Origin of the sequence: Streptomyces sp. NPDC058653 (assembly GCF_042716895.1) — a bacterium.
Classification (GTDB): Bacteria; Actinomycetota; Actinomycetes; order Streptomycetales; family Streptomycetaceae; genus Streptomyces.
Genome location: NZ_JBHXRM010000001.1, coordinates 120,742 through 145,170, shown reverse-complemented (window position 1 = coordinate 145,170; position 24,429 = coordinate 120,742). Strand labels below are relative to the sequence as shown.

20 protein-coding genes and 1 pseudogene are annotated in these 24,429 nt (G+C 70.9%); 7 read left to right on the top strand and 14 right to left on the bottom strand.

Annotated elements, in window-relative coordinates:
* Positions 1–37: 37 nt before the first annotated feature.
* The 8 genes from ACFWU9_RS00625 to ACFWU9_RS00590 all read right to left on the bottom strand — a co-directional run bounded on the left by ACFWU9_RS00625 (position 38) and on the right by ACFWU9_RS00590 (position 10,347).
* Positions 38–991, bottom strand: coding sequence for a PfkB family carbohydrate kinase (locus tag ACFWU9_RS00625; protein WP_384313441.1), 954 nt, complete (start codon positions 989–991; stop codon positions 38–40).
* Complete coding sequence (locus ACFWU9_RS00620; RefSeq protein WP_384313440.1) at positions 988–1,977, bottom strand: zinc-dependent alcohol dehydrogenase family protein; 990 nt, start codon at positions 1,975–1,977, stop codon at positions 988–990. The genes ACFWU9_RS00625 and ACFWU9_RS00620 overlap by 4 nt, the downstream gene beginning before the upstream one ends.
* Positions 1,974–2,891 (bottom strand): carbohydrate ABC transporter permease, encoded by a 918-nt coding sequence (locus tag ACFWU9_RS00615; RefSeq protein ID WP_384313438.1) that lies wholly within the window; start codon positions 2,889–2,891, stop codon positions 1,974–1,976. Before ACFWU9_RS00615 ends, ACFWU9_RS00620 begins: the two co-directional genes overlap by 4 nt.
* On the bottom strand, positions 2,888–3,871 hold the full coding sequence (locus ACFWU9_RS00610; RefSeq protein WP_384313436.1) for a carbohydrate ABC transporter permease: 984 nt from the start codon (positions 3,869–3,871) through the stop codon (positions 2,888–2,890). The genes ACFWU9_RS00615 and ACFWU9_RS00610 overlap by 4 nt, the downstream gene beginning before the upstream one ends.
* Positions 3,868–5,226: an ABC transporter substrate-binding protein gene (locus ACFWU9_RS00605; RefSeq protein ID WP_384313433.1), complete on the bottom strand. Its 1,359-nt coding sequence runs from the start codon at positions 5,224–5,226 to the stop codon at positions 3,868–3,870. Before ACFWU9_RS00605 ends, ACFWU9_RS00610 begins: the two co-directional genes overlap by 4 nt.
* Positions 5,227–5,408: 182 nt before the next feature.
* Positions 5,409–6,170 carry a DeoR/GlpR family DNA-binding transcription regulator gene (locus ACFWU9_RS00600; protein ID WP_384313432.1) on the bottom strand — a complete coding sequence of 254 codons (762 nt, stop codon included), beginning with the start codon at positions 6,168–6,170 and terminating at the stop codon, positions 5,409–5,411.
* A 1,134-nt stretch (positions 6,171–7,304) separates the two neighbouring features.
* A complete protein-coding gene (locus ACFWU9_RS00595; RefSeq protein WP_384313789.1) occupies positions 7,305–9,023 on the bottom strand; it encodes a discoidin domain-containing protein in 1,719 nt (572 codons plus the stop codon).
* Between the two features lie 226 nt (positions 9,024–9,249).
* Positions 9,250–10,347, bottom strand: a complete 1,098-nt coding sequence (locus ACFWU9_RS00590) for a DUF1996 domain-containing protein (RefSeq protein WP_384313430.1) — start codon at positions 10,345–10,347, stop codon at positions 9,250–9,252.
* A gap of 411 nt (positions 10,348–10,758) precedes the next feature.
* Here ACFWU9_RS00590 and gndA point away from each other — a divergent pair, with 411 nt between their 5' ends.
* Together gndA and ACFWU9_RS00580 are read left to right on the top strand one after the other, a co-directional pair.
* Positions 10,759–12,198, top strand: coding sequence for an NADP-dependent phosphogluconate dehydrogenase (gene gndA, locus ACFWU9_RS00585; protein WP_384313428.1), 1,440 nt, complete (start codon positions 10,759–10,761; stop codon positions 12,196–12,198).
* A gap of 371 nt (positions 12,199–12,569) precedes the next feature.
* A complete protein-coding gene (locus ACFWU9_RS00580) occupies positions 12,570–14,963 on the top strand; it encodes a GH92 family glycosyl hydrolase (RefSeq protein WP_384313787.1) in 2,394 nt (797 codons plus the stop codon).
* 452 nt (positions 14,964–15,415) lie between these two features.
* Here the strand turns inward: ACFWU9_RS00580 and ACFWU9_RS00575 are convergent, their stop codons facing one another.
* Positions 15,416–15,769 carry a GNAT family N-acetyltransferase gene (locus ACFWU9_RS00575; RefSeq protein WP_384313427.1) on the bottom strand — a complete coding sequence of 118 codons (354 nt, stop codon included), beginning with the start codon at positions 15,767–15,769 and terminating at the stop codon, positions 15,416–15,418.
* Between the two features lie 137 nt (positions 15,770–15,906).
* Positions 15,907–18,285 (bottom strand): glycoside hydrolase family 3 N-terminal domain-containing protein, encoded by a 2,379-nt coding sequence (locus tag ACFWU9_RS00570; RefSeq protein WP_384313425.1) that lies wholly within the window; start codon positions 18,283–18,285, stop codon positions 15,907–15,909.
* Positions 18,286–18,498: 213 nt separating this feature from the next.
* Here ACFWU9_RS00570 and ACFWU9_RS00565 point away from each other — a divergent pair, with 213 nt between their 5' ends.
* The gene (locus ACFWU9_RS00565) at positions 18,499–18,921 is read left to right on the top strand and encodes a DUF350 domain-containing protein (RefSeq protein ID WP_384313423.1); all 423 of its coding nucleotides are present in this window, start codon (positions 18,499–18,501) and stop codon (positions 18,919–18,921) included.
* A 78-nt stretch (positions 18,922–18,999) separates the two neighbouring features.
* Here the strand turns inward: ACFWU9_RS00565 and ACFWU9_RS00560 are convergent, their stop codons facing one another.
* From ACFWU9_RS00560 to ACFWU9_RS00550, 3 genes are all read right to left on the bottom strand, one after another.
* The gene (locus tag ACFWU9_RS00560) at positions 19,000–19,656 is read right to left on the bottom strand and encodes a 4'-phosphopantetheinyl transferase (protein ID WP_384313421.1); all 657 of its coding nucleotides are present in this window, start codon (positions 19,654–19,656) and stop codon (positions 19,000–19,002) included.
* Complete coding sequence (locus tag ACFWU9_RS00555; RefSeq protein ID WP_384313785.1) at positions 19,653–20,579, bottom strand: metallophosphoesterase family protein; 927 nt, start codon at positions 20,577–20,579, stop codon at positions 19,653–19,655. Before ACFWU9_RS00555 ends, ACFWU9_RS00560 begins: the two co-directional genes overlap by 4 nt.
* 300 nt (positions 20,580–20,879) lie before the next feature.
* Positions 20,880–21,269 carry a VOC family protein gene (locus ACFWU9_RS00550; RefSeq protein ID WP_384313419.1) on the bottom strand — a complete coding sequence of 130 codons (390 nt, stop codon included), beginning with the start codon at positions 21,267–21,269 and terminating at the stop codon, positions 20,880–20,882.
* Positions 21,270–21,473: 204 nt separating this feature from the next.
* Here ACFWU9_RS00550 and ACFWU9_RS00545 point away from each other — a divergent pair, with 204 nt between their 5' ends.
* The 3 genes from ACFWU9_RS00545 (at position 21,474) to ACFWU9_RS00535 (ending at position 23,235) form a co-directional block, all read left to right on the top strand.
* Positions 21,474–21,911, top strand: coding sequence for a VOC family protein (locus tag ACFWU9_RS00545; RefSeq protein ID WP_384313418.1), 438 nt, complete (start codon positions 21,474–21,476; stop codon positions 21,909–21,911).
* A gap of 60 nt (positions 21,912–21,971) precedes the next feature.
* Positions 21,972–22,436, top strand: a complete 465-nt coding sequence (locus ACFWU9_RS00540) for a hypothetical protein (RefSeq protein ID WP_384313416.1) — start codon at positions 21,972–21,974, stop codon at positions 22,434–22,436.
* Positions 22,437–22,608: 172 nt separating this feature from the next.
* Positions 22,609–23,235, top strand: a complete 627-nt coding sequence (locus ACFWU9_RS00535) for an NADPH-dependent F420 reductase (RefSeq protein WP_384313414.1) — start codon at positions 22,609–22,611, stop codon at positions 23,233–23,235.
* 135 nt (positions 23,236–23,370) lie between these two features.
* On the opposite strand, the gene ACFWU9_RS00530 is transcribed toward ACFWU9_RS00535, so the two are convergent.
* Positions 23,371–23,853 carry a MarR family winged helix-turn-helix transcriptional regulator gene (locus ACFWU9_RS00530; RefSeq protein WP_384313412.1) on the bottom strand — a complete coding sequence of 161 codons (483 nt, stop codon included), beginning with the start codon at positions 23,851–23,853 and terminating at the stop codon, positions 23,371–23,373.
* A gap of 99 nt (positions 23,854–23,952) precedes the next feature.
* On the opposite strand from ACFWU9_RS00530, the pseudogene ACFWU9_RS00525 reads away from it, so the two are divergent.
* Positions 23,953–24,264: pseudogene (locus tag ACFWU9_RS00525) on the top strand (HGxxPAAW family protein); the annotation flags it as partial.
* Positions 24,265–24,429 lie beyond the last annotated feature (165 nt).

Below are 24,429 nucleotides of genomic sequence, written 5' to 3'. Positions count from 1 at the left end.
CCGGTGACAGGTGCAGTTCCCTACGGCTGACGGGGTGTCAGACGTGCGCGGGGAGCGAGGGTTCGGTGCCCGCCTGGGCGACGACCGAGGCCGCCACCTGTGAGGCGAAGCGCAGCATCTCCTCCGCGAGCGCGGGGGTGAACTCCCTTGCCCCGCCCGGGTGGACACCCCGCGAGACCATCCAGGTGATCATGGCCGCCATGAAGGCGTCTCCCGCGCCGATGGTGTTGACGACCTCGACCTGTACGGCGGGCACGGACACCGGTTCGGCCGAGCCGGTGTAGGCCGTGCTCCCGCGCGATCCCCGGGTCAGGACCACCAGCCGGCCGCCGGCGGCGAGCCTGCGGCACGTCTCGTCGGGCGTCGAGCCGGGCCAGAGCCGGGCCAGGTCCTCGTCGCTCGCCTTGACGACCTGGCCCAGCTCGCACAGTTCGCGCAGCAGCCCGGACCCGCTCTCCGAGTCGAGCGTGCGGTCCTCGCGCACGTTCGGGTCGACCACCAGCAGCGGGGTGCCGGCCGCCGCCGCGCGCGCCGCCGCGGCGACGGCCGAGGCCGAGGGCTCGACGACGGCGGCGAGGCCGCCGACGTACACGGCGGCGAAGAGCTCGACGTCGGTGCGGCGCGGCAGTTGGAAGGTCGCCGTGGACTGGAGATGGAAGTGGTAGCCGGTGCCCTCGGGTCCCGGATCCGCCACCGCCAGCGCCGTGGGCAGATCCGGTCGCGCGCAGAGGCCGAGCTCGACCCCCGCCGAGACCAGCCGCCGTTCGATCGACCGGGCGAACCCGTCGTTCCCGAGGGCGCCCCCGAACCAGCTCGGCGTGGAGAGCCGGGCCAGTCCGGTGGCCACGTTCGCGGGGGCGCCGCCCGGCTGGGCCAGGTGCGCCTCCGCGTCCTCGGCGGTGGGCACCAGATCGATCAGCGCCTCCCCCAGCACCAGGACGGCGCCGGGCCCCGGTGCGGGATCCGGTGCCGCGCCGGGAGCGTCGGTCACGGCTCCACCACGATCTTGCGTCCCTGGCCGGCCTGGAACCGCTCGATGGCCGCGGGGTACTGGTCGAGCGGCAGCCGGTCGCTGATGAACACCTCGGGGTCCAGGACCCCGGTGGCGAACAGCGCGGCGGCCCGCTCGAAGCTGTGCAGCACCGCCATCGAGCCGGTGATGGTGATCTCCTGGTTGTAGATCTTGTACGGCTCGATGACCGCCGTCGTCGCGTAGTCGGAGACCCCGAACTGAAGGAACGTGCCGCCCTTGGCGACCCGGCCGAGGCCGTCCTGGATGGCGCCCGCGTTGCCGGTCGCGTCGATGACGACGTCCCAGCCCTCCGGCCGCTCGAACTCCTCGGCCGACGCGCCGGCCCGCGAACAGCCGAGCTTGGTCGCGGTGGCCAGCCGGTCGGGGTTGATGTCCAGGACGTCGACGCCGGCCGCGCCGGTGCGCTTGGCCAGCTCCAGCATCATCAGGCCCATCGTGCCGGTGCCGTAGATCAGCACCTCCGCGCCGAGCGTGCCGCTCAGTACGTCGTAGCCGCGTACGGCGCAGGACAGCGGCTCGATGAGGGCCGCGTCCCGTACGTTCACATGGTCCGGGAGCTTGACGCAGTTGGCCACCGGCGCCACGGCGAACTCGGCGGCGCCGCCGGGGACGGTGACCCCGATCGCGTTCCAGCGGTCGCAGAGGTTGCCCCGGCCCGACCGGCAGTAGCGGCATTCGTGGCAGTGCAGGGACGGGTCGACGGCGACCTTGTCGCCCACGGCCAGCTCGGTGACCTCCGAACCGATGCCCACGACCTCGCCGGCGAACTCGTGGCCCGGCAGGATCGGCAGGGTCGGCGCGAACTCGCCCTGGAGGATGTGGAGATCGGTGCCACAGATGCCGCAGGAGGCGACGGACACGACGACGTCGCGCGGGCCCGGGGTCGGGTCGGGGACCGTGGTGACGGACACCTTGCCGGGGGCTTCGACGATCGCTGCCCTCATTTGACGGCTCCAAGAGAGAGGCCCTGGACGAGCTTGTCCTGGGCGGCGAAACCGGCGGCGAGCACCGGCAGAGACACGACGACCGAAGCGGCGCACAGCTGGGCGAGGAAGAGGCCCTGGCTGGTGACGAATCCGGTCAGGAAGACGGGCGCCGTCTGCGCTGTCACGCCGGTGAGGACCCGGGCGAAGAGCAGTTCGTTCCAGCTGAAGATGAAACAGATCAGCGCGGTGGCGGCGATACCGGGGGCGGCGACGGGCGCCACCACCCGGATCAGGACGGTGTGCAGCCGGGCGCCGTCGACCTGGGCGGCCTCGATGATGGAGACCGGCACGTCCGCGAGGAAGGACTGCATCATCCAGACGGCGATCGGCAGATTCATCGAGGTGTAGAGGATGACGAGCAACCAGATGTTATCCAGCATCCCGATGTTCTTCGCGAAGAGGTACACCGGCAGCAGACCGGCGACGACCGGCAGCATCTTCGTGGAGAGGAAGAAGAACATCACGTCCGTCCATTTGCGGACGGGCTTGATGGACAGCGCGTACGCCGCCGGCAGCGCCAGCACGAGGACGAACAGGGTCGAGAACACCGACGCCATCACGGAGTTGATGAGCGGCGGCCAGGGGCTGGCCCCGCCGTCGGCGCCGAAGAAGTCGCTGTAGTTCTCGAAGGTGAGCGGCGCGGTGAGGGACGGCGGGTTGGTCGCCGCGTCCGACTCCGAGTGCAGGGATGTCAGGAACATCCAGAGCGCAGGGAAGCAGAAGACGACTCCGACCACCCACGCCACCAGACCCAGCGTGGTGGAGCGCCGCTTGGCGCGCTTGGCCGCGGCCCCGTAGGAGTCCTCGGGCGGGGAGGGGGGTGGTGTCCTGCCCGGGGCGTCGGCGGTCTTCGCTGCGGAGATGGTGCTCATGCGCGGCTCGCCTCCTCACTGAAGAGGGACGAGACGACGCGCAGGGCGAAGGTCGCGATCACGATGGTGCCGATCACGACGACCACGCCTGCCGCGGAGGCCAGTCCGTACTCGTGAGCCTGGTAGAAGGTCTGGTAGATGGTGTACGGGAGGTTGGCGGTGCCGAGTCCGCCCGCGGTGATGGTGAACACGGCGTCGAAGTTCTGCACGATGTAGATCGAGCCGAGCAGGATGCCGAGTTCGAGGTAGCGGCGCAGATGCGGCAGGGTCAGGAAGGTGAACATCTGCCAGGCGTTCGCACCGTCCAGGCGCGCCGCCTCCATCATGTCCAGCGGCCTGCTCTGGAGCCCGGCCAGCAGGATGAGCATCATGAACGGTGTCCACTGCCAGACGAGCGACGCCTCGACGGCGAGCAGCGGCATGTCCGAGATCCAGTCGGGCTGTGCGGCGTTCTCGACGCCGAACAGACCGGTGAACCAGGCCCAACCGCCGTTCAGCAGGCCGTACTCGGGGTTGTAGAGCACATGCTTCCAGAGCAGCGCGGCCGAGACGGGCACCAGCAGGAACGGTGTGATGAGCAGCGTACGGACGAGGCCCCGGCCCGCGAACCGCTGGTTGAGCAGCAGGGCGAGCAGCAGTCCGAGGACCACGCTGACGATCACCACGGTGGCGGTGAGCAGCATCGTCGTGAAGACCGAGTCACGCAGGTCCGCGTCGGAGAAGACGGAGCCGTAGTTCTCCAGGCCGGAGAAGCTGCGGGCGTCCGGGTTGAGCGAGTTCCAGTCGAACAGCGAGATGAACAGCGTTGCCACGAAGGGCAGTTGGGTGACGGCGATCAGAAAGACAAGAGCCGGCAGCAGGGGGGCACGGGTGGCCCAGGCGCGGGCCTTGCCGGACCGGGGACCCGCCGGGGGGCGGGACTTGGCCGGCGGGGACTGGTCCGGTGGGGCGGGGGGTGCGGCGCTGACAGAAGTGCTCACCGGTACTCCTCGGCAACCTTCTCGGCCAGCTTCTGGGAGGCTTCCAGGGCGTCGTCGACCGACTGGCGGCCGGCGATGGCCTCGCTGATCTCCTGCGAGACCTTCGTACCGAGGTCGGTGAACTCGGGGATGCCGACGAACTGGATACCGACGGTCGGACGGGGCTGGGTGCCCGGGTCACGCGGGTTGGCGCTGGAGATCGCCTCCGAGGTCACATCGGCGAACGCGGCGGCCTCCTTACGGTAGTCGCGGTTCAGATACGTCGAGGCGCGCTTGCCGGCGGGGACGTTGGCCCAGCCGATCTTCTCGCCGACGAGCTGCTCGTACTCCTTGCTGGACGCCCAGGAGATGAACTTCCAGGCGCTCTCGGTGTTCTTGGACGCCTTCTGCATGCCCCAGGCCCAGGTGTAGAGCCAGCCGGAGCTGTCGGTCTTGTCGACGGGAGCCGGCACGTAGCCGATCTTGCCGCGGACCGGGGAGTCCTTGGCCTCCAGCGAGCCGGCGCCCGCCGTGGCGTCGTACCACATGGACGTCTTGCCCTGGGTCATGTTGTTGAGGCACTCGGCGTAACCGGCCTGGGGAGCGCCCGCCTCGCCGTGCTTGCGCACGAGGTCGACGTAGAACTTGGTGGCCTTCTTGAACTCGGGCGAGGTCAGCTGCGCCTTCCAGTCCTCGGTGAACCAGGTGCCGCCCATCGTGTTGACGACGGTCGTCAGCGGGGCGATGACCTCGCCCCAGCCCGGCAGACCGCGCAGACAGATGCCCTTCATGCCCTTCTCGGCGCCGTCCGCCTTGGCCGCGAGGTCGGCGACCTCCTGCCAGGTGGGGTTGGCGGGCATCGTCAGCTTCTTCTCGGCGAAGACGTCCTTGCGGTACATGAGGAAGGACGACTCTCCGTAGAACGGCTGGCCGTAGAGCTTGCCGTCCTCGGCGGTCAGCGACTCCTGGAGCGGCTTGAGGATGTCGTCCTGGTCGAACGCCTTGTCCTTCTCCGTGTACTCGTCGAGCGAGTGCAGCCAGCCGTTCTTCGCGAAGAAGGGCACCTCGAAGTTGCTGATGGTGGCGACGTCGTACTGGCCGGCCTGGTTGGAGAAGTCCTGGCTGATCTTGTCGCGTACGTCGTTCTCCGGCAGAACGGTGAAGTTGACCTTGATGCCGGTGTCCTTGGTGAAGTTCGCGGCGGTCAGCTTCTGGAGTTCCACCATCTGCGGGTTGTTGACCATCAGCACGTTGACCGTCTTGTCGCCTTCGGAGGCGGTTCCGCCGGCGCCGCTGCAACCGGCGAGGAGTGCCGTCAAGGCCGCTCCCGCGCCCACACGTACGCCTATGCCACGTCGTCGCTGCTGGAGGGGCATGAGTTTCTCCTGATCGTTCGGTTCGGGTTGTGGTGATCGCTGAGGGGTGGGGGAAACTGAGGGGTGGGGGGAAACAGGGGGTTTGACAGCTTTGGCGGGGGTGTCGGGGCGTACGGGTCCCGCCCCCCGGCCGCCCGGGGCGGGGGTCCTGGAACGGGTGGGACGCGTCGGACCGGGGTGCGTCAGACGCGGATGACCTGGGGGCCGAGCAGCGAATAGCGCTGCGCCTCCGCCGACGGGAGTCCGACGTCGGTGACGATCGTCTCGAAGTCACCGACATCGGCGAACCGGCAGAAGCTCACGGCGCCGAACTTGGTGTGGATGCCGGCGAACACCTTGCGGCGGGCGCTCCGCATGGCCTGGGCCTTCACCTCACTGACGGCCGGGTCGGGGGTGGTCAGCCCGTACTCGCGCGAGATGCCGTTGGCGCCGACGAACGCCAGGTCGATGACGAAGTCGGAGAGCATCCGGATCGCCCAGTGGTCGACGGTGGCGAGGGTGCCGCCGCGCACCCGGCCGCCGAGCAGCAGGACGGCGATCTTCTCGGCGTCGGCGAGCGCGTTGGCGACCGCGAGGGAGGCGGTGACGACGGTCAGGGGGCGGTCCCTGGGCAGGGCCTCGGCGACGAGCTGGGGGGTGAAGCCCTCGTCGATGAAGACGGTCTCGGCGTCGCCGATGAGGTCGGCGGCGGCGACGGCGATACGTGACTTCTGCGGGACGAGCCGGGTGGTCCGGACGGCGAGGGTCGTCTCGTAGCCGGCGCTCTCGACGGGATAGGCGCCGCCGTGGGTGCGCCGGAGCAGGCCGTGCTCCTCCAGGGCGTGCAGGTCACGCCGGACGGTCTCCTTGGCGACGCTCAACTTCATGGCCAAGGCGGTGACTTCCACCGACCCGTCACGTCGGGCGATCTCAAGAATCTCTCGTCGGCGTTCGTCCGTGTCCACGACACACACTTCCCTGCTCTGCTGCGGCTCAGCACCCGTTCGGGCTCATGGGTCGTTTCTACAAGCAAGAGCCCCGGCTCGACCAGGCCCTTCGCTGCTTTGAGTGTGCCCGTTCATGCCCGTTCGCCGGTCGGCGTCTGCGCTGGTCGTACCGGGGGTGACGCCTTCCGGCGCCCGATTCGCTGCCCGTTTCACGCCGATCCACGCCCGAACGGCGCCCGAAGCGGTGGGGAAGCTTCCGCGATCGTTCGCCTAAACGTGAGCTGCGTCCCGTCCGACCCCCCAAAACGGGCACCTAAACGGGCAGGGAAACATGTACGACCCACGTACGACCGCCCTGCACCCCCTGCCAAGTCCGCCCACGCGAGCCCACGAAGCCGGACACGCCGGGGCCCCGGAACGAAGACACGGAAGCCACCCACCCAATCCGAGAACGGACCAGCCCCCAAACGGGCACAAACGGGCAGGCGGGGGCCGGGGACGGCGGGCACGGGTGGTTGGCGGGACTGGGTCAGCGCCGGGGGCGCGGGGGCGCCGGGTAAGGACGGGGTCTCGGGAGACGACCAGGGCAGGGGCGGGCGTCGCCCGCAGGCCAGGGCCGCAGGGCGCCCCCGGGGCCACGACCGCGCGGTGGGACCAGGGCAACACCAGGGCAACACCGGGGGCGCCCGACACGGACGGGGTCCGTGGAGAAGGTCAGGGCAAGGCAGCGCCCGCAGGCCACGGAACCAGGACGCCCTCAGGGCGGGACCAGGGCAGTACCGAGGGCGTCGGGCGCGGGACGGCCTCGGGCCAGGCCGGCCCCCGGCCGCCAGACACGGACGGGGGCCGTGGAGAAACGTCAGGGCCGAGGCGGGCGTGGCCCGCAGGCCAGGATCGCGGGACGGCCGCAGTCCCGGGAGACGGTCTGGCCCGGGCAGGCCAGGGACGCGGGGCGCACCCAGGGCCACGGCCGGGCGGTGGGGCCAGGGCAACACCGGGGCCGCCGGGCACGGGCGGGGTCGTGGGACGGCCGCGGGTCCGGCCCGCCCGGGTGCGGGCAGGCCGGAACCCGCGGTCGGTCACGGGGGGGGGCCGTGACCGACCGCGGGGCCGCCGCGTCGGCGGCGGGGAGTTACGGCGCGGCGGGGGCGGTCAGCGGTAGACGCCGAACTCGTAGAGCGAGTAGCCCCACGGCGTGCCGCGTTCGGTCGCGTGTACCCGTACGTACCGGGCCGCGCCCGTGACCGCGATGTCGTCGATGCCTCCGTTGCCCCCCGTGACGGTCCTCAGCGTGCTCCAGTCCTGCCCGTTGTCGGACGTCTGGACGGTGTAGCTCTTGGCGTACGCGGCCTCCCAGGCGAGCTGTACGTGCTTGAAGTCGGTCCGCGCGCCCAGGTCGACCTGGATCCACTGCGGGTCGGACCAGTCACTGGCCCACCGGCTGCCGAAGTTCCCGTCGACGACATTGGCCGCCGGGCAGGGGCAGCCGACGCTGTCGGGCTGGAAGGACGACGCCGTGGCCGGCTTTCCCCGCGCCACGTTCGTGCCGTCGACGGGCGGCGGCACGACCTTGAAGGACTTGGTCTCGATACCCACGTTGCCCTTGCCGTCGGACGCCTTGATGTAGACCTTCCACACCCCGAGCCGGTCCGGCGCGGTCACGGTGAAGTCCCCGTTGCCGTCGGCGGTGAACTGCGCCGGGGTCAACTGCCCGCTGTTGTCGATGTACTTGCTGTTGACCAGCACCTCGTAGCTCAGCGCGTCACCGTTCGGGTCCGTCACGTCCGACGTGACCTTGAACGGACGCCCGGCCGGTACCGCGGTGGCGTTGCCGACGGCCATGTTGGAGATCACCGGTGGCTTGTTGTCGCCCGCGGTGCTCCTGCCGTACGCCTCCTTCACCGCGTAGTACGACAGGCGCTTCTGACCCGCCGGGAGCAGGTTGAACCAGACGCCGCCGAAGTCGTACTCGGTGCCGTAGTGGAAGAGCGTCGCCCCGAGCGCGACACCCCGGTGACCGGTGATGCAGTTCCACGCGTTCTTGTAGCCCTGGGCCTTCGCCGTGTCGGCGGGCTCCGACGCCACACCGTTCACGTCGTCGTCCACCTCCCACTCACCGGCGGGACCGCCCTCGGTGACGATGTAGGGCTTGGTGTAGCCCCCGGCGTTCCAGGTCTCGTCGATGTTGCACACGTCGGCGTAGGAGTTGACCGCGTACAGATCGAGGTCGGGCGCGTTGCGCTTGTAGTAGGGCCAGGCCCCGGTCCACGCGTCGGTCGAGGTCACCGGGTGGTTCGGATCGACGGAGTGGATCTTCTTGGCGATGTCGTTGACGAACGTGGTGTACGCGTTGCGCTGCTGCTCCAGCGCGTCGCCGCTGTAGCAGTTCTGGAGCCCGAGCACGGACTCGTTGCCGACGTTCCACATCAGCACGCCCGCGTGGTCCTTGTAGGTCTGCACCCACCTCGGGAACTCGGCGAGCATGTCGTTCTTGTACTGGGTGTCGGTGAGGTAGTTGACGCAGCCACCGCTGCCGGGACCGCCGCCCGGCTGAAGCCAGAAGCCGGCGATGACCTTGATGCCGTTGGCCGCGGCGGAGTCGAGGAGGGGCTTGGTGGTGCCGTCGGTGCCCCAGGTACGGATGGTGTTGACGCCCATGGAGGCCACGTCGGGCATGTATCTGCCGGCGTCGGCGACGGAGGGCCCCCAGGTCAGTCCCTTGACCTGGTACGGCGCCCCGTCGACGGTCAGCTGCCAGGCGCCCTGGGATCCGGTGACCTTGACGACGCTGCCCGCGGCCTGCGCGGGGGCGGCGGCCGGGACGGTCACGGCGAAGGCCGCGAGAAGGGTGGTGGCGGCGACCGACGCCATCGTACGGAGACGGCCGGGGGTGGATCCGGGGAGGAGTCGTGAGGGCAGGAGTCGTGACGGGAAGAACCGTGAATCGCTCATGAGTCACCTGTGGGGAGAGTGCGGGCGGGGGGACAGCGGAGGGACATGGGAAGCGCGGAGCTGGGGCGAAGGGGGTGCGGTACACCCCGCGGGAGAGCGCTCTCCCATCAGGGCGGCAGAGGCCCCGGCGGGAGAGCGCCCCCGGTCACGGCAGTTCGTAGTCCTCGTTCAGGGCCGCACCGGCCCCGGGGTTGTTCTGGTCGTAACCGCGCGCGTCGCACTGGAGGCCGCCGACCACGCAGTGGTTGACCATGGCGCCCAGCGTGGCGTTGTCCCAGGCGTTGAAGAAGTCGTAGTGGAAGGAGTGCCCCGTCCCACTCGACAGCCTCACCCTGGACATGTCCCCGTTCACCGGCCAGGCCATCTTGAACTCGACCATCGGCAGCGCCACCGGGTGCGACGTCGGGCAGACGTCCTGGTTGGCTCCCATGACCCGCGGATACGCCATGTGGCTCTTGTGGTCCGGCGTGTCCAGATACTTTCCGTCCCAGCAACTGGGCGCCTGGAAGCGGAGGTTGAGCTGGACATCACGGGTGGCCGGGCAACTGAGCGGGATCTCGGTGTTGTTGAACGAGTTGCCGCACTCCCAGCCCTCCACCCAGCCCGGGTGGTCGCGGAACTCGGCGGCCGTCTGCGTCGGGCTGCCGACGACGAAGCGCAGCCCCTTGGGGAACGGCCTGACGGTGCGGTAGTCGGTGACTCCCGCCTTGTAGTAGATGACCTGCGGGCCGATGGGCCGTACCGGCTGGTCCCCGTTGAGCAGGGTCGGCATCCAGTACGCGGACCGGTCGCCCGGCGCCTTGCACGCCGTGGTGCCGGCGTCCAGCGAGGCCGTGGTGCTGCTGGCGTTCGTGGTCCTGTTGCCCATGAAGGTGTGGTCGTGCGAGGCGCCCGACTGCCCGGGGTAGACGATCGGGTCGTCCGGCCGGGTGTGGGTGACCTCGCAGTTGGCCTGGAACTCGCGGAAGTAGCGGTGCGGCGGTATCTGTTCCGACGGTACGACGCCGGTGACCGGCGGGTTCGCCGGTATGTAGCCGTCGCCGTCGGGGTCGTCGCCCGAGGGGACGGGGACGGCCGGGGGCATCTTGTGTCCCACGTGGGACGCGGCGGTGGTGCCGCTGTCGTTCCTGGGGTCGGCGGTGGCGGTGTCCGTGATCGCGGTCAGACCCATGGCCACCAGGGCCAGGGCGGTGAAGACGAGCAACGCGGACACCAGGGTTGATCTGCGGAGTCTTTCGGCCATGCGGACCTCCATGCCGCTCTTCGTCCGCATACGCGCCGTATGCGGTGGGGGGAGAGAGTGGTACTGGACGGTGCACCGCGGGGAGCGGCTCCCGGATCCGGTGGGGTCCCCGGAGACCCGGCGGGTGGCCGGGCCCGGCGGGGACCGCGAGATCGCCGGGATCACTGTGGGAGAGCGCTCTCCAAAGCCAGGCCAGTGTTACGCCGCCGCTGAGAGAGTGTCAAGAGTTGGTGAACGATGACCCGTACGGACCCCACTTCCGCCCAAGAGGTGAACGGAAACGACCCGGCCGACGGGGAATGCGGAAGAATGCGGGGCGGCTTGAAGATCGATGAACAGCCACGTCCGCCGGTGCGTACACCTCTGCCGACGGACGAGGTACATCCGACGGAGACCCAGGAGCACACACGCATGAGTGGTACTGCCCAGATCGGCGTCACCGGGCTCGCGGTGATGGGCCGCAACCTCGCCCGGAACTTCGCCCGCAACGGCTTCACCGTCGCCCTGCACAACCGCACAGCGTCGAAGACCCACGCCCTGGTCGACGAGTTCGGCGACGAGGGCGTCTTCGTACCCGCGGACTCGGCGGAGGAGTTCGTCGCGGCGCTGGAGCGTCCGCGCCGTCTCGTCATCATGGTGAAGGCCGGCGACCCGACCGACGCCGTGATCCAGGAGTTCGCCCCGCTCCTCGAAGAGGGCGACGTCATCATCGACGGCGGCAACGCGCACTTCGCGGACACCCGGCGCCGTGAGAAGGAGCTGCGCGAGCGCGGCATCCACTTCGTCGGCGTGGGCATCTCCGGCGGCGAGGAGGGCGCGCTGCACGGACCGAGCATCATGCCCGGTGGTTCCAAGGAGAGTTACGCGTCGCTCGGCCCGCTGCTGGAGCGCGTCGCCGCGAAGGCCCCGGACGACGCCCCGACGGTGGCGCACATCGGCCCCGACGGCGCCGGGCACTTCGTCAAGATGGTGCACAACGGCATCGAGTACGCCGACATGCAGCTGATCGCCGAGGCGTACCACCTGCTGCGCGCGGTCGCCGGCTACTCCCCCGAGAAGATCGCCGAGACGTTCCGGACCTGGAACACCGGACGGCTCGACTCGTATCTGATCGAGATCACCGCCGAGGTGCTGGCCCACAAGGACGCCGAGACGGGGAAGCCGTTCGTCGACGTCGTCGTCGACCAGGCCGAGCAGAAGGGCACCGGCCGCTGGACGGTGCAGATCGCCCTCGACCTCGGTGTGCCGGTCTCCGGCATCGCCGAGGCGGTCTTCGCGCGCTCGCTGTCGGGGCACGCCGCGCTGCGGGACGTCTCGCAGACGCTGCCGGGCCCGAAGGCGGCGCCCCTGGGCGAGGCCGAGGCCGCGCGCTTCGCCGACCAGGTCGAGCAGGCGCTGTACGCGTCGAAGATCGTCTCGTACACGCAGGGCTTCCACCAGATCCAGGCGGGCAGCGAGGAGTACGGCTGGGACATCGATCTCGGCTCCGTCGCGGCGATCTGGCGCGCGGGCTGCATCATCCGCGCGGCGTTCCTGGACCGGATCCGGGGCGCGTACGACGCGCAGCGCGATCTGCCGAGCCTGCTGGCCGACAAGCAGTTCGCCGAGGAGATCGGCGCGGCGCAGGACGACTGGCGCGAGGTGCTCGCGACGGCGGTGCGCCAGGGTGTGCCGACGCCGGGCTTCGCGGCGGCGCTCTCGTACTACGACGCGCTGCGCGCGGAGCGGCTGCCGGCCGCGCTGACGCAGGGCCAGCGGGACTTCTTCGGTGCGCACACCTACCGGCGTACGGACCGCGAGGGCTCGTTCCACACGCTGTGGGGCGGCGACCGCTCCGAGGTCTCCGGCTGAGCGGGCGCGCCCTGCCCGTCAGGTCCCGGCTGAGCGGGGTCTGACGAACGGCCGGACGCCGGCGGGTGGTTGTTCCGTCGGCGTCCGGCCGTTCGTGCTTCCGCCCGGCGTCGGACGCGCGCGGCGCCGGGAGAAGGTGCCTTCGTGGATGCCCACGCCGGGTTCGCCGGCGGAGGTCCGCACCGCGCGCGGCCGTTTCACGCAACGTTCACCGGCCGTGCTTCCCGCCGGATGGAGCCGGACCGCCGAACCCTCCTATGGTCACAGCGGTTTCAAGCCAGGTGGCGACAGAGGAAAGGGCGTGGTGCGCGATGGGAGCGTTCCGGGAGAAGCTGAGACGAAGGGGCCGAACGGTGCTGTCCGGCGGTGGCATGGCCGCGGCCCTGGCCGGGCTGGTGGCGTCACTCGCCGCCGGTACCGCGGCGGTCGCGGAGCCGTCCGCCGCGCAGGTGCGGCATCCCGTGGAGTACGTGGACCCGCTCATCGGCTCGGCCAACGGCGGCAACACCTACCCCGGCGCGAATCTGCCGTTCGGCATGATCGCCTGGTCCCCGACCAGCACCAGGGGCGACCAGACCGACACCGGCGCGGCCAACGGCTACGCGTACAACGCGACCCGTATGCGCGGTCTGAGCGTGACCCATGTCAATGGCGCCGGGTGTCATCCCGGGGCCGCAGGTGACGTACCGATCATGCCGTTCGTGGGCGACGTCGACAGTTCGCCCTCCGCCGACACCAAGGACGCGAAGTACGCCGCCGACTTCTCGCACGCCAACGAGAAGGCGGAGCCCGGCCGTTACCGGGTGGGGCTCGACTCGGGCGCGACCGCGGATCTCGCGGTCAGCGAGCGGGCCGGTGTCGCGGACTTCGACTTCCCGGCCGACAAGCCGGCCAATCTCCTCTTCCGGGTCTCCAACTCCCTGAACGGCAGCGAGGACGCGCACGTCGACATCGACGAGAAGGCGCGCAAGGTCACCGGCTGGGTGGAGACGGGGGCGTTCTGCGGGCGGCGCGCCAACGGCGGTGAGAACAACCGCAACAGCTACTACCGTCTCCACTTCACCGCCTCGTTCGACCGCGCGTTCTCCGCTGTCGGCACCTGGCACGACGACCAGCTGTCCGCCGGCTCCACCACCGCCGACGGCGGCGAGGGCTACAGGACCGGGGCGGACCGGGCCGGTCGGGGCTCCGGCGGTTACGTCAGCTTCGACACCGCCCGGGACAACGATGTCAGGATGCGGCTCGGCATCTCGTACGTCTCCCTCGCCGGCGCCGAGGCCAACCTGCGCGGGGAGATCCCGTCGCGGGCGAGCGTGGCGGACGTGGCGGCGAAGGGCCGGGCGGCCTGGGACCGGCAGCTGCGTGACGTCGCGATCAGCGGGGGCGGCGAGGCGCAGCGCACCGCGTTCTACACCGCGCTCTACCACTCGTTCCAGCAGCCCAACCTGATCAGCGACAGGGACGGCCGCTACTCCGGTATGGACCGCGGGACCCACCGGGTGGCGCGCGGTCAGGGCGCGCAGTACAGCAACTTCTCGGGCTGGGACCAGTACCGCGCACAGGTGCAGCTGCTCGCTCTGCTGGAGCCGCGTGTCGCCGGTGACTTCGCGCAGTCGCTGTTCAACTTCTCGAAGCAGAACGGCGGTGTGTGGGACCGCTGGGTGCACATCAGCGGCGCGACGCATGTGATGACGGGCGACCCGACGGCCGCGACGCTGGCGACGTTCTACGCCATGGGCGTACGGAACTTCGACGCCGAGGGCGCCTTCGACTCGCTCTACCGCCAGGCCACCGTGCCGCACCCGGACGGCCTGTCCGACGCCGGCTGCCCGGGGCAGTGCGAGGGCCAGCGGCCCAATCTGGCGCAGTACCTCGACTCGAAGTACGCGGCCCAGGACGTGTGTCACTGCTGGGGCGGTGCCGCCGAGACCCTGGAGGACTCCGTCGCCGACGCCGCGCTCGCCGAGTGGGCCGGGCAGCTCGGCCGTGACCGGGAGCGGCGGGAGCTGACCGAGCGGGGCGGCTACTGGAAGAACGTGTTCAACCCGGGGGCCACGGCTGGCGCGGGCTACATCCAGGCCAGGAATCTGGACGGTACGTGGGTCACTCCCTTCGACCCCGCGTCCGACCGCGGCTTCGCACAGGGCAGCGCGGCCACGTACACCTGGATGGTGCCGCAGGACGTGCAGGGCCTGGCCGAGGCCATGGGCGGCCGGGACGCCGCCGCGGCCCGGCTGGACCTCTTCTTCCACAAGCCGGACGGCTCCTGGTCGATCCGCGGCGGCGACGCGCTGCGCTACGACCCGACGAATGAGCCGGGCATCCACGCGCCCTGGCTGTACAACGCGCTCGGGCAGCCCTGGAAGACCCAGGAGACCGTCCGCGAGATCGTCGACACGGTGTACGGGACCGGCCCTTCGGGGCTTCCCGGCAACGACGACCTCGGCACGATGTCCGCCTGGTACGTCTTCGCGGCGCTCGGCGTCTACCCGCAGGCCCCCGGCCGTGGTGACCTGCTGCTGACGGCGCCTCTGTTCCCGCGCGCGGTGATCGCGGGGGCGGGCGGACGGCGCGCCGTCACGATCACGGCTCCGGCGGCGTCCGACGCCAACCAGTACGTGGACGAGGTCCGGCTGAACGGCCGGGTCCGTGACGCGTCCTGGGTCGACTCCTCGCTGGTACGGCGCGGCGGCTCGCTCGGCTTCACTCTCACGGCCGAGCCGGACAAGGCGTGGGCGACGGGCCCGGGGTCGCTCCCCCACTGATCGCCCCCCGAGACACCCGCCCCCACCGGGGCGTACCGGAGCCCTCGGCCGTGGCGGCCGAGGGCTCCGGTGCGTGGTTCTCGTGTGCGAGGGGGCCGGGTGACGCGTCCCGGAGGACCACGGCGAACAGTGCCTAACCCACAGGGCCCGGCTGGGGCTCCGGGTCCGGCACCGGGTCGGGGCCCGGGGGGCTCGGGATGGGGTCGGGCGTCGGGCCCGGCGGGGGTGCGGGGACCGGCGAGGGGCCCGGGACAGGGCCGGGAGCGGGGCCCGGTTCGGGGCCGGGCGGGCCGGGCGGCGGGGTGGGCGTGGGCGGTACGGGGTCGGGATACGGATGGGTCATGCCAGTCCTCCAAAAGTACGGACTCGTGCGTTCCCAATGTCTCGCGATGCGCGTGCCCACGCGCGCCGGGTCCACTCATGATCGACCCGGCGCATCGTCCCCGCGGGTCTCACCAGCGCGTGGAGTCCGCCTTCAGCTGGGCCTCCGCGGCGCGTACCGTCTCCTCGCCGGCGGCGGGTGCCACCGACACCTCGTCCGGGTGCCGCTGCGCCCACCTGGCGGCGTACGGGCACAGCGGTACGACGGGCACGCCCTCGCGCCCGGCGGTCTCGTAGAACTCCTTCACCAGCGCGCCCGCGATGCCCTTGCCCTCGTGGCCCGGCTCCACCACGGTATGGACGGCCACGAGCGCGGCGGGGGCTCCGGCCAGCACGAAGTAGCCCACGACGCCGACGAGCTCGTCGCCCTCGTACGCCTCCAGCCGGCCCTGCGCCCGGTTGTCGCGGATGTCGATCTCTGCCATGGCGGGTTCGTCTCCCTGGTCGTCGGCGAAAGCGCTCCGGCGCTCTCCCCCGCGAGGAAGAGGCCCGCCGGAATCATCCGGCGCGCCTCTTCCCGAAACAAGTGGACGCCAACCCGGTCGGCGGGCGCCCGGGGATCTCAGGTGACCGTCAGGGTGTCCTTGGCCGTCGCCGTCGAGCTGGTGCCGACGATGATGTCGACCGTGCCCTCCTCGACCACGAAACGCCCCTGGGGATCGTTGGTCCAGAAACCGAGATCGTCCGCGCCGAGGCTGAATCGCACGGTGGTGGACTTCCCGGCCGCGAGGGTCACCCGGCGGAATCCGCGCAGCCGCCGCACCGGCTGGACGATGCTCGCGACCGGGTCGTGGAGATAGAGCTGGACGACCTCGTCCCCCTCGCGCTCCCCCGTGTTGCGTACGGTGACGGCGACCTCCACCGTGTCGCCCTCGCGCAGGGACGCGGCGGCGATCGAGTTCCGGCTGAGCGAGGGCTCGGTGAGCGTGAAGGTGGTGTAGCTCAGACCGTGGCCGAAGGGGTAGCGCGGGCCGTCGGCCACGTCCAGATAGCGGGAGACGTAGCGCTGGTCCGGGTCGGCCGGGTCGTAGGGGCGGCCGGTCCGCTCGTGGTTGTAGTTGACCGGGATCTGGCCGACCGTACGGGGGAAGGACACCGGGAGCCTGCCGCCGGGGTCGACGGAGCCGAACAGTACGTCGGCGACCGCGTTCCCGGCCTCCATACCGGGGTGCCAGGCCTCCAGGATCGCCAGCGCGTCGTCGGCCCAGTCGCCGAGGGTGAGGGGGCGGCCGTTGACGAGGACGACGACGTACGGCTTGCCCGTCGCCGCCACCCCGGCGATCAACTCCTCCTGGCGGCCGGGCAGTCCGATGTCGCTGCGTGAGTTCCCCTCACCGCTGATGGCGGGGCTCTCCCCCACGACGACGACGGTGACGTCGGCTGCCCGCGCCGCCGCGACGGCGGCCGGGAGCGTGCCGGCGTCCTTCCCGGCGGGGTCGATGCCGAGGGCATGGGTCACCTCGGCGTCCGGCAGGGCTGCGCGTACGCCCTCCAGCACCGTGACGGACCGGAACTTCTCGGCGCCGGGCCCGGCCCAGGTGCCCTGGAGATCGGCGGAGTCGGCGAACGGCCCGACGACGGCGACGGACCGGGCGCCCTTGGCGAGCGGCAGCGCTCCCCCCTCGTTCCTCAGCAGCACCATGGAGCGCGCGGCGGCCGTGCGGGCGGCGGACCGGGCCCGCGCCGTCGGGCCGGGGATCTCGGCCGCCTCCGGTACGTACGGGTCGTCGAAGAGCCCGAGGCGGAACTTGACGCGCAGGACACGGGTCACCGCGTCGTCGAGACGCGCGGCGTCGATCCGTCCCTCGCGCAGCAAAGCCCGTCCGTGGTCCGCGAGGTGGGTGCTGACCATCTCCATGTCGACACCGGCGCCGAGCGCGAGCCGGGCGGCGTCAGCGCCGTCGGCGGCGAAGCCGTGCGGGATCAGTTCCCGCACTCCGGACCAGTCGCTGACGACGAAGCCGTCGAATCCCCAGTCCTGCTTGAGGATCCGGGTGAGGGTGTGCGCGTTGCCGTGGGCCGGGACGCCGCTGATGGTGTTGAACGCGGCCATGACCGTGGCCACTTGGGCGTCCACCGCCACCTTGAACGGCGGCAGGTAGTGATTGCGCAGCCGCGCCTCGGAGACGTCGACGGTGTTGTAGTCCCGGCCGCCCTCCGCCCCGCCGTACGCGACGTAGTGCTTGGCGCAGGCGGCGATCCGGTCCTTCGCCTTGAGGTCGGTGCCCTGGTAGCCGCGTACCTTGGCTGCGGCCAGCACGGCGTTCAGATACGGGTCCTCGCCCCCGGACTCGGCGATCCGTCCCCAGCGCGGCTCGCTGGTGACGTCCATCATCGGCGCGAACGTCCAGTGGACGCCGTTGGAGCGCGCCTCGGCCGCCGAGACCGACGCGTCCAGCTCGGACACCGCCGGGTCGAAGCTGGCGGCCTGGGCGAGCGGGATCGGGAAGGTCGTCCAGAAGCCGTGGATGATGTCGAGGCCGAAGATCAGCGGGATGCCGAGCCGGGACTCCTCGACCGCGATGCGCTGGAGGGCGTTGCTCTCCTTGGCGCCGTGAATGTTCAGTACGGAGCCCAACAGGCCCGCGCGGGCGGCCTCTTCGGCCTGCCGGGTCTGGGTGCCGCCGGGGCCGGTGGCACCCGCCCAGGCGAGTTGCTGGAGCTGGCCGAGCTTCTCGTCGTCGGTCATCCGGGCGAGCAGTTCGGCGACGGGACGGTCGTACGGATCGTTCCGGGCCGGGGAGGCGGAAGCGGTGTCGGCGGGGAAGTCGGCCGACGGGGCGTCCGGGGAGCTGGCCGGGGTGGCGGCTTGCACGACTGGTGTCCTCTCGGTGGCGGGCGCGGGGCCGCCGTCGGCGGCGGACGCGCGTGCCGGCGCGCCTGCCGCGACGGCGGTGGCACCGATCGTAGTGAGCAGGTCGCGCCGCCTCATGTGGTGCATGTCTGTGCCTGTTCTGTTCGCTCCGTACAGCCGGACAAATCAGGATCTTAGGCATGTTGATCGATAATGAGGTCGGGGAACACGAGCTTCCGGCCACGGTCGGGACGCGGTTCGGCTGCGGTTTCCCGCTCCCTCTCGCACCTCGCGCACCGTGCGATACATTTTGCGACGCCTTTGCCACGATCATCTTCAGCAGCGGAGACGAGCTTCCCAATGAACGACATAGTCAACGGACTTGGCCGGGCCGGCGCCTACGGCGCTCTCGGTGTGGTCCTTCTGATCCTCGGTATCCTCCTCGTCGACCTGCTGACGCCGGGGAAGCTCGGCAAGCAGATCTGGGAGGAGCGCAACCGCAACGCCGCACTGCTGCTCAGCTCGGCGCTCCTGGGCATCGGCGGCATCGTCTTCACGTCCATCTGGACGACGTACGACGACTTCGGCAAGGGTCTCGCGTCGACGGCCGCGTTCGGGGTGCTCGGCCTGGTCATGATGGCCGTGGCGTTCCTCGTGGTGGATCTCGTGACGCCGGGCAAGCTGGGCGCGACGCTGGTCGAGGCGGAGCCGCACCCCGCGGTGTGGGTCACGGCGTCGTGCAACATCGCGGTGTCGGCGATCGTGGCGGCGTCGATCGCCTGAGCGGCGACGGACACACGGAGGACCGGGCTGTCCGCTCCGGAACAGCCCGGTCACGCCGCTGTACAGGGGTCCTGTCGGTTACGCGCGAATCGCCACCGACGTCAGCACGATGCCCTTCTCCGACATCCAGCGTCCGTCGAACGAGTGCAGGGTCCGGCTCCCCGCCCGCGCCGGTCCGGCGAGCAGCTGGGCGGTGAACGTCCCGTTCTCCGGGTCGAAGGCGAGCCGGGCCTGCTCGAACTCCAGGAAGCGCCTCGTCAGCGGGAACCACGCCTTGTAGACGGACTCCTTGGCGCTGAACAGCAGCCGGTCCCAGGCGACTTCCGGCGCGGACTCCAGGAGTTCCTTGACGGCGATCTGCTCGTCGGGCAGCGCCACCGCCTCCAGCACCCCCGGTGGCAGCGGCTGCGCGGGCTCCGCGTCGACGCCGATCGAGACGACGTGCGCGGGACGGGCGACCACGGCCGCGCGGTAGCCCAGGCAGTGGGTGATGCTGCCGACCACTCCCTCGGGCCACAGCGGCGAGCCGCGTTCACCGGTGAGGATGGCCCCCGCCGGCGCGCCCAGCCGTGTCAGGGCCTGGCGGGCGCAGTGCCGGGCGGTGGCGAACTCGCCGCGGCGCTGGGCCACGGCGGACTTCACCAACAGGGCCTCCTCCGGGAAGAGTTTGGCCTCGGCGAGGTCTCCGTACGCCTCGGCGGTCTCCACCTCGGCCGGCACGATGCGCTCGATCATCGCTTCTGCCCCGCTTCCTCACGGATCGGCAACGGCAGGATCTGTACGGGGCGGCCCGGCTCCTGCGTACGCCGTCCCCACTCCCTCGGATAGCCGAGGGAGACCTCCTGATGAGGCACCCCGTCGCACCACAGCAGCCGGGGTATGTGCAGATGCCCGTACACGACCGAGGCCGCCCGGAACCTGCTCGGCCAGTCCGCCGACGCCTCGGTGCCGCACCACAGCGCGAACTCCGGGCGCCACAGCACGTTCGTGGGTTCGCGCACGATCGGCCAGTGGTTGATCAGGACGGTCGGCAACTCCTCGGGGATCTCCGCCAGTCGGCGCTCGGTCGCCGCGAGCCGGGCCCGGCACCACGCCTCCCTGCTGGGATACGGGTCGGGGTGGAGCAGGAACTCGTCGGTGCAGACGACGCCGGCGGCCTCGGCGACCGCGAGGGCGGATGCCTTGGAGTCGGTGCCGGCGGGCCGGAAGGAGTAGTCGTAGAGGAGGAACAGCGGCGCGATCACGGCCGGGCCGCCCTCGCCCTCCCAGATGGGGTAGGGGTCCTCCGGCGTGACGACGCCCATCCCCCGGCAGAGCTCAACGAGATGGCGGTACTTGGCGTCGCCCCTGAGCTGGACCGGATCGTCGGGCGCGGTCCACAGCTCATGGTTGCCGGGCACCCAGATGACCTTCGCGAACCGCTCGCTCAGCGTGCGCAGGGTCCATTCGATGTCGGACACCAACTCGCCGATGTCACCGGCCACCAGGAGCCAGTCGTGCTCGGACTCGGGCCACAGCGAGTCGGTGATCTTCCTGTTCTCCGCGTACCGGATGTGCAGGTCGCTCGTCGCGACGAGGCGTCCGGGCTTCTTCGGCGACGGAGCGCGTCGCGCCGGGGAGGGGAGGACGGTGTCCGGCGTGGCGTCGAGCCCGGACATCAGGTCCGAGGGGGGCGGCGCCGCGCCACGTATCTCATAGGTCGTCACCGGTAATCGCTCCGAACTCGGCGGGCCCGCAAGTAGCGCATCCGCCAAGCATATGCACCGCCCCCGGGCGATCAACCCCTAATTCCACCGGAGCGAGGGGGCGGTGCAGGGGTCACCCTCCGGGCCGCGGAAGTGCGATGTCCGCCGCGTCCCAGGAGTCGACGACCGAGCCGTGACCGGCCTGCCGGCGGCGCTTCCGACGGTCGGGAAGTGGGCGCGCTGGGTGGCCAGGTCACCTCACCGAGCGCACGGTCAGGGGTAGCGGCCCGCGAGGACGCAGAACTCGTTGCCCTCCGGGTCGGCGAGCACGACGAAGTCGACGTCGTCGCCTTGGCCGACGTCCGCGTGTCGCGCGCCGAGATCGAGCAGACGGCGGACCTCTTCGGCCTGTTCCCTGTCGGTCGCGTTGATGTCGAGGTGGAGCCTGTTCTTGACGGTCTTGCCCTCGGGGACCCGCGCGAAGGTCAGCGTCGGGGCGACCGGGCCGGGAAGGTTCCTGCCTTCGGGCAGGGCGGGGGAGCCGATGGTGACGAGCCCGTCGTCCTCGTCCTGGACCTCGTAGTCGAGGACCGCGCACCAGAACCGGGCGAGACCGACGGGATCGGCGCAGTCGATCGCGAGCTCGGTGAGCTTACTGGCCATGACAGGACCTTCCAGTCGAGCTTCCGGGCGGGTGGCGGCTCCGCCGCTGCCGCATTCCGGTCGGGGTGTTGGACGGGATCTCTCCGCGGGGCGGAGATTATCGGCCGGGGCGCGCACGCGGTACTGCTTTCCGTGCGGCGCCTGGGAAAGGGGGCGTTGTCAGTGGTGCTCGATACGGTTCGTACACATGACCTAGGAGGCACCGTGTCCACCACGTGGAGTCTGACGATCGACTGCGCGCACCCCTCGAAACTGGCCGAGTTCTGGGCGCTCGCCCTGGGGTATGCCGAGCCGCCCCCGCCCGAGGGTTTCTCCACCTGGGAGGCGTGGCTCCTCGACTGCGGGGTTCCGGAGGAGGAGTGGGACGACGGGGCGTATCTCGCGGATCCGGACGGCGTCGGGCCCAGCCTCTCCTTCCTCAAGGTCCCGGAGTCGAAGGTGGCGAAGAACAGACTGCATCTGGATCTACGGGTCGGCGGGGGCCGGGACATCCCCTGGGAGACCCGGTGGCCACGGGTCGTCGCCGAGGTCGAGCGGCTGACCGCGGCGGGAGCGACGGTGATACGCGAGCACGAGCTGCGGGGCAGGCCGGACCATGTGGAGATGGCCGACCCCGAGGGGCACGAGTTCTGCGTCGTCTGATTCCGCCCGGCCCCGCCGCTCCCCGCTCCCCCCGGGGCCTATGACGAATCGAGTCTGTGGATGAGCGACAACATCCTGTCGGTCATACCGGCCGACCCGCACTGGCAGCCCGGCCCGGAGGCCGCAGACCGGGCGGTCGCGGTCGTGGCCGAGCTGATCCAGGGGCCGCCCGACGGCTTCGCCGAGGTCGAGGTCAGCTGGCACGAGACGCTCACCCTCGTCGACTGCGGGGCCAATCTGGAGGGGATCGGGTGCCCGCGGTGCGCCGGTTCCGTCGATCTCGGCTGGTGGACCGAGCTCGTGGAGTCATCGGCGGACGGTGGCCTGACCACGCTCCTGTACCAAGTCCCTTGCTGCGGCGTCGAGTTGTCCATCGACACCTTGGAGTACGACTGGCCGTGCGGCTTCGCCCGGTTCGAGATAGCGGTCTGGAATCCCGGGCGCGACTGGTTCACGGACGAGGAGCTGACCGCGCTGGCCGACGCACTCGGCCGGCCGGTACGTCAGGTCATGGCCCACATCTGACGGCGTGACGGGTTCTGAACAAGGGCTGGGACTGGGCCGGTTGGTCGCGCACGCGGCGCGGTTCGATCTCCGTCAGGACCCCGGGAGCGACCGTGGAACTACGCCTTTGGTGCCGACCCGACCGGGGCCAGGGCCCGATCCGGTGGGAGCCGACGACGCCTAGCGTCACAGCATGCGTATAGGACTTCTTGGCACCGGCAATGTCGGCCGCGCACTCGCCCACGGCTGGCGCGCGGCAGGGCACGACGTACTCCTCGGGTCACGCCGGCCCGCGGACCGCACCGACATCGGCCTTCCCGTGGCGGGCCTGAGCGAGACCGCCGCCCACGCGGAGGTACTGGTCAACGCCACCCCGGGGACGGTCTCCGTGGAGCTGCTGCGCTCCATCGGGGCTCCGGCCCTGGCAGGCACCCCGCTGATCGATGTCGGGGTCGGCCTCTCCGACGATTTCACCGAGCTCTCACACCCCAACAGCAGCCTGGCCGAACAGATCCAGGAGGCCTTTCCCCTGACCCCCGTCGTCAAGACGCTCTGCACCATGGACTCCACCGTGATGACCGCCCCGGACGGTCTCGACGGCCCCAGTACCGTCTTCCTCTCCGGCGACGACGCCGACGCCAAACGCACCACCGGCCGACTGCTCACCGATCTCGGCTGGCCCCCCTCGTCCCAACTGGACATGGGCGGCATCACCACCTCACGCGGACAGGAGCACTTCGCCCTGCTCTTCATGGGCATCGCGGGCGGTCTGGGCGCCCACACGTTCAACATCAAGGTGGTCACCCTGCCGTCCGCCTAGTCCCGGCGACCGCCGGGCGCGCGCCTGACCACACACCTGGGCGCGCGCCCGGCCGACCGCTTGGCCGCGCGCCCGGACGCGGCACCGCAGGAGAGGCCACGGGGCAGGGGCCGACGGCCGGCCCCTGCCCGTCCCTCAGGCGTCTCCCTGCTCCCGCAACTCCTCCAGATACGTGGTCATCAGCCCCCCTGCCCGGGTCAGCCAGTCCCCCAGGACCGCGATCTCGTCGGGCGAGTAGTCGGCGAAGAGGTCCGCGAGCCGGGCGTAGAAGGGTTCGTACACCTCGTAGAGCCGGCGATTCGCCGTGTCCCGGGCCACGATGCGCACCCGCCGCCGGTCGGCGGGGTCGGCCCGGCGCTCGACGAACCCGGCACTCTCCAGCCGGTTGACGACCCCGGTGACGGCTCCGGTGGTGACGTTGGCGCGTTGGGCCAGCTCACCGGCCGTCAGCGGGGCGGACGCCGCGCCGAGGACATGTCCCATACAGGTGAGGTCCGTGACGTTGAGACCGAGCCGCTGAGCGATGGCGTGCTGCGCCACCAGGCTCGTGGCGATCAGGCCGTCCATGGCGGCCCTCGCCTCGGCGGGGGTCGCCGGAGGGCGCGCCTTGCCTTCCATGGAAAATCCCCTTAGCATCTAAGAGATCTACTTGGTGAAAGATCTACTGACTCGACCCTATCCGTCGACGCGGTCGCCCGGCGGGTGCGAGGAGCAACCATGAGCGGGCTTCACGAAGACGTCGATCTCGGACACACCGTCGCGGGGTGGACCGGCTCGGCCCTCGCGGTCATGGGGACGACCGTGGCCGGTGTGGGGATGTGCCTGTGGCGCCCCGGCATCTGGCTCGGGCTCGCGATATGCGCCCTGGCGGCGGCGGTCACCCTGGTCCTGCATCTCGTGGGCTGGGGCAAGCCGGCCGGACCCCGCCCGCCCGGCCAGTGGGACTGGCGGGTCAGGGACCTCACCGCGCGGGCCGGCCACCCGGACTGCTTCGGCTGCCGCCTGGCCGGCCGGGGAACGGGTGTTCCCGGGGCCCTGGAGGGGGCTGCCGTCGACGGCGGCGCCGCCCGACTCGGCATCGAGGGCGGGGACGGGGACGGGGGCGCCACACCCGTCACACCCCCCGCACCCGTCACACCAGTCCCGGCCGGTGGGCCGACGGGCACCACCGGGCTCTGAGCCGGCCGGGGATAC

Bases quoted from the DNA above. Each gene is read 5' to 3' on its own strand.
- ACFWU9_RS00620 (WP_384313440.1), bottom strand. From the start codon at position 1,977: ATGAGGGCAGCGATCGTCGAAGCCCCCGGCAAGGTGTCCGTCACCACG.
- ACFWU9_RS00615 (WP_384313438.1), bottom strand. From the start codon at position 2,891: ATGAGCACCATCTCCGCAGCGAAGACCGCCGACGCCCCGGGCAGGACA.
- ACFWU9_RS00605 (WP_384313433.1), bottom strand. From the start codon at position 5,226: ATGCCCCTCCAGCAGCGACGACGTGGCATAGGCGTACGTGTGGGCGCG.
- ACFWU9_RS00595 (WP_384313789.1), bottom strand. From the start codon at position 9,023: ATGGCGTCGGTCGCCGCCACCACCCTTCTCGCGGCCTTCGCCGTGACC.
- ACFWU9_RS00590 (WP_384313430.1), bottom strand. From the start codon at position 10,347: ATGGCCGAAAGACTCCGCAGATCAACCCTGGTGTCCGCGTTGCTCGTC.
- gndA (WP_384313428.1), top strand. From the start codon at position 10,759: ATGAGTGGTACTGCCCAGATCGGCGTCACCGGGCTCGCGGTGATGGGC.
- ACFWU9_RS00580 (WP_384313787.1), top strand. From the start codon at position 12,570: ATGGCCGCGGCCCTGGCCGGGCTGGTGGCGTCACTCGCCGCCGGTACC.
- ACFWU9_RS00575 (WP_384313427.1), bottom strand. From the start codon at position 15,769: ATGGCAGAGATCGACATCCGCGACAACCGGGCGCAGGGCCGGCTGGAG.
- ACFWU9_RS00570 (WP_384313425.1), bottom strand. From the start codon at position 18,285: ATGCACCACATGAGGCGGCGCGACCTGCTCACTACGATCGGTGCCACC.
- ACFWU9_RS00565 (WP_384313423.1), top strand. From the start codon at position 18,499: ATGAACGACATAGTCAACGGACTTGGCCGGGCCGGCGCCTACGGCGCT.
- ACFWU9_RS00560 (WP_384313421.1), bottom strand. From the start codon at position 19,656: ATGATCGAGCGCATCGTGCCGGCCGAGGTGGAGACCGCCGAGGCGTAC.
- ACFWU9_RS00555 (WP_384313785.1), bottom strand. From the start codon at position 20,579: ATGTCCGGGCTCGACGCCACGCCGGACACCGTCCTCCCCTCCCCGGCG.
- ACFWU9_RS00550 (WP_384313419.1), bottom strand. From the start codon at position 21,269: ATGGCCAGTAAGCTCACCGAGCTCGCGATCGACTGCGCCGATCCCGTC.
- ACFWU9_RS00540 (WP_384313416.1), top strand. From the start codon at position 21,972: ATGAGCGACAACATCCTGTCGGTCATACCGGCCGACCCGCACTGGCAG.
- ACFWU9_RS00535 (WP_384313414.1), top strand. From the start codon at position 22,609: ATGCGTATAGGACTTCTTGGCACCGGCAATGTCGGCCGCGCACTCGCC.
- ACFWU9_RS00530 (WP_384313412.1), bottom strand. From the start codon at position 23,853: ATGGAAGGCAAGGCGCGCCCTCCGGCGACCCCCGCCGAGGCGAGGGCC.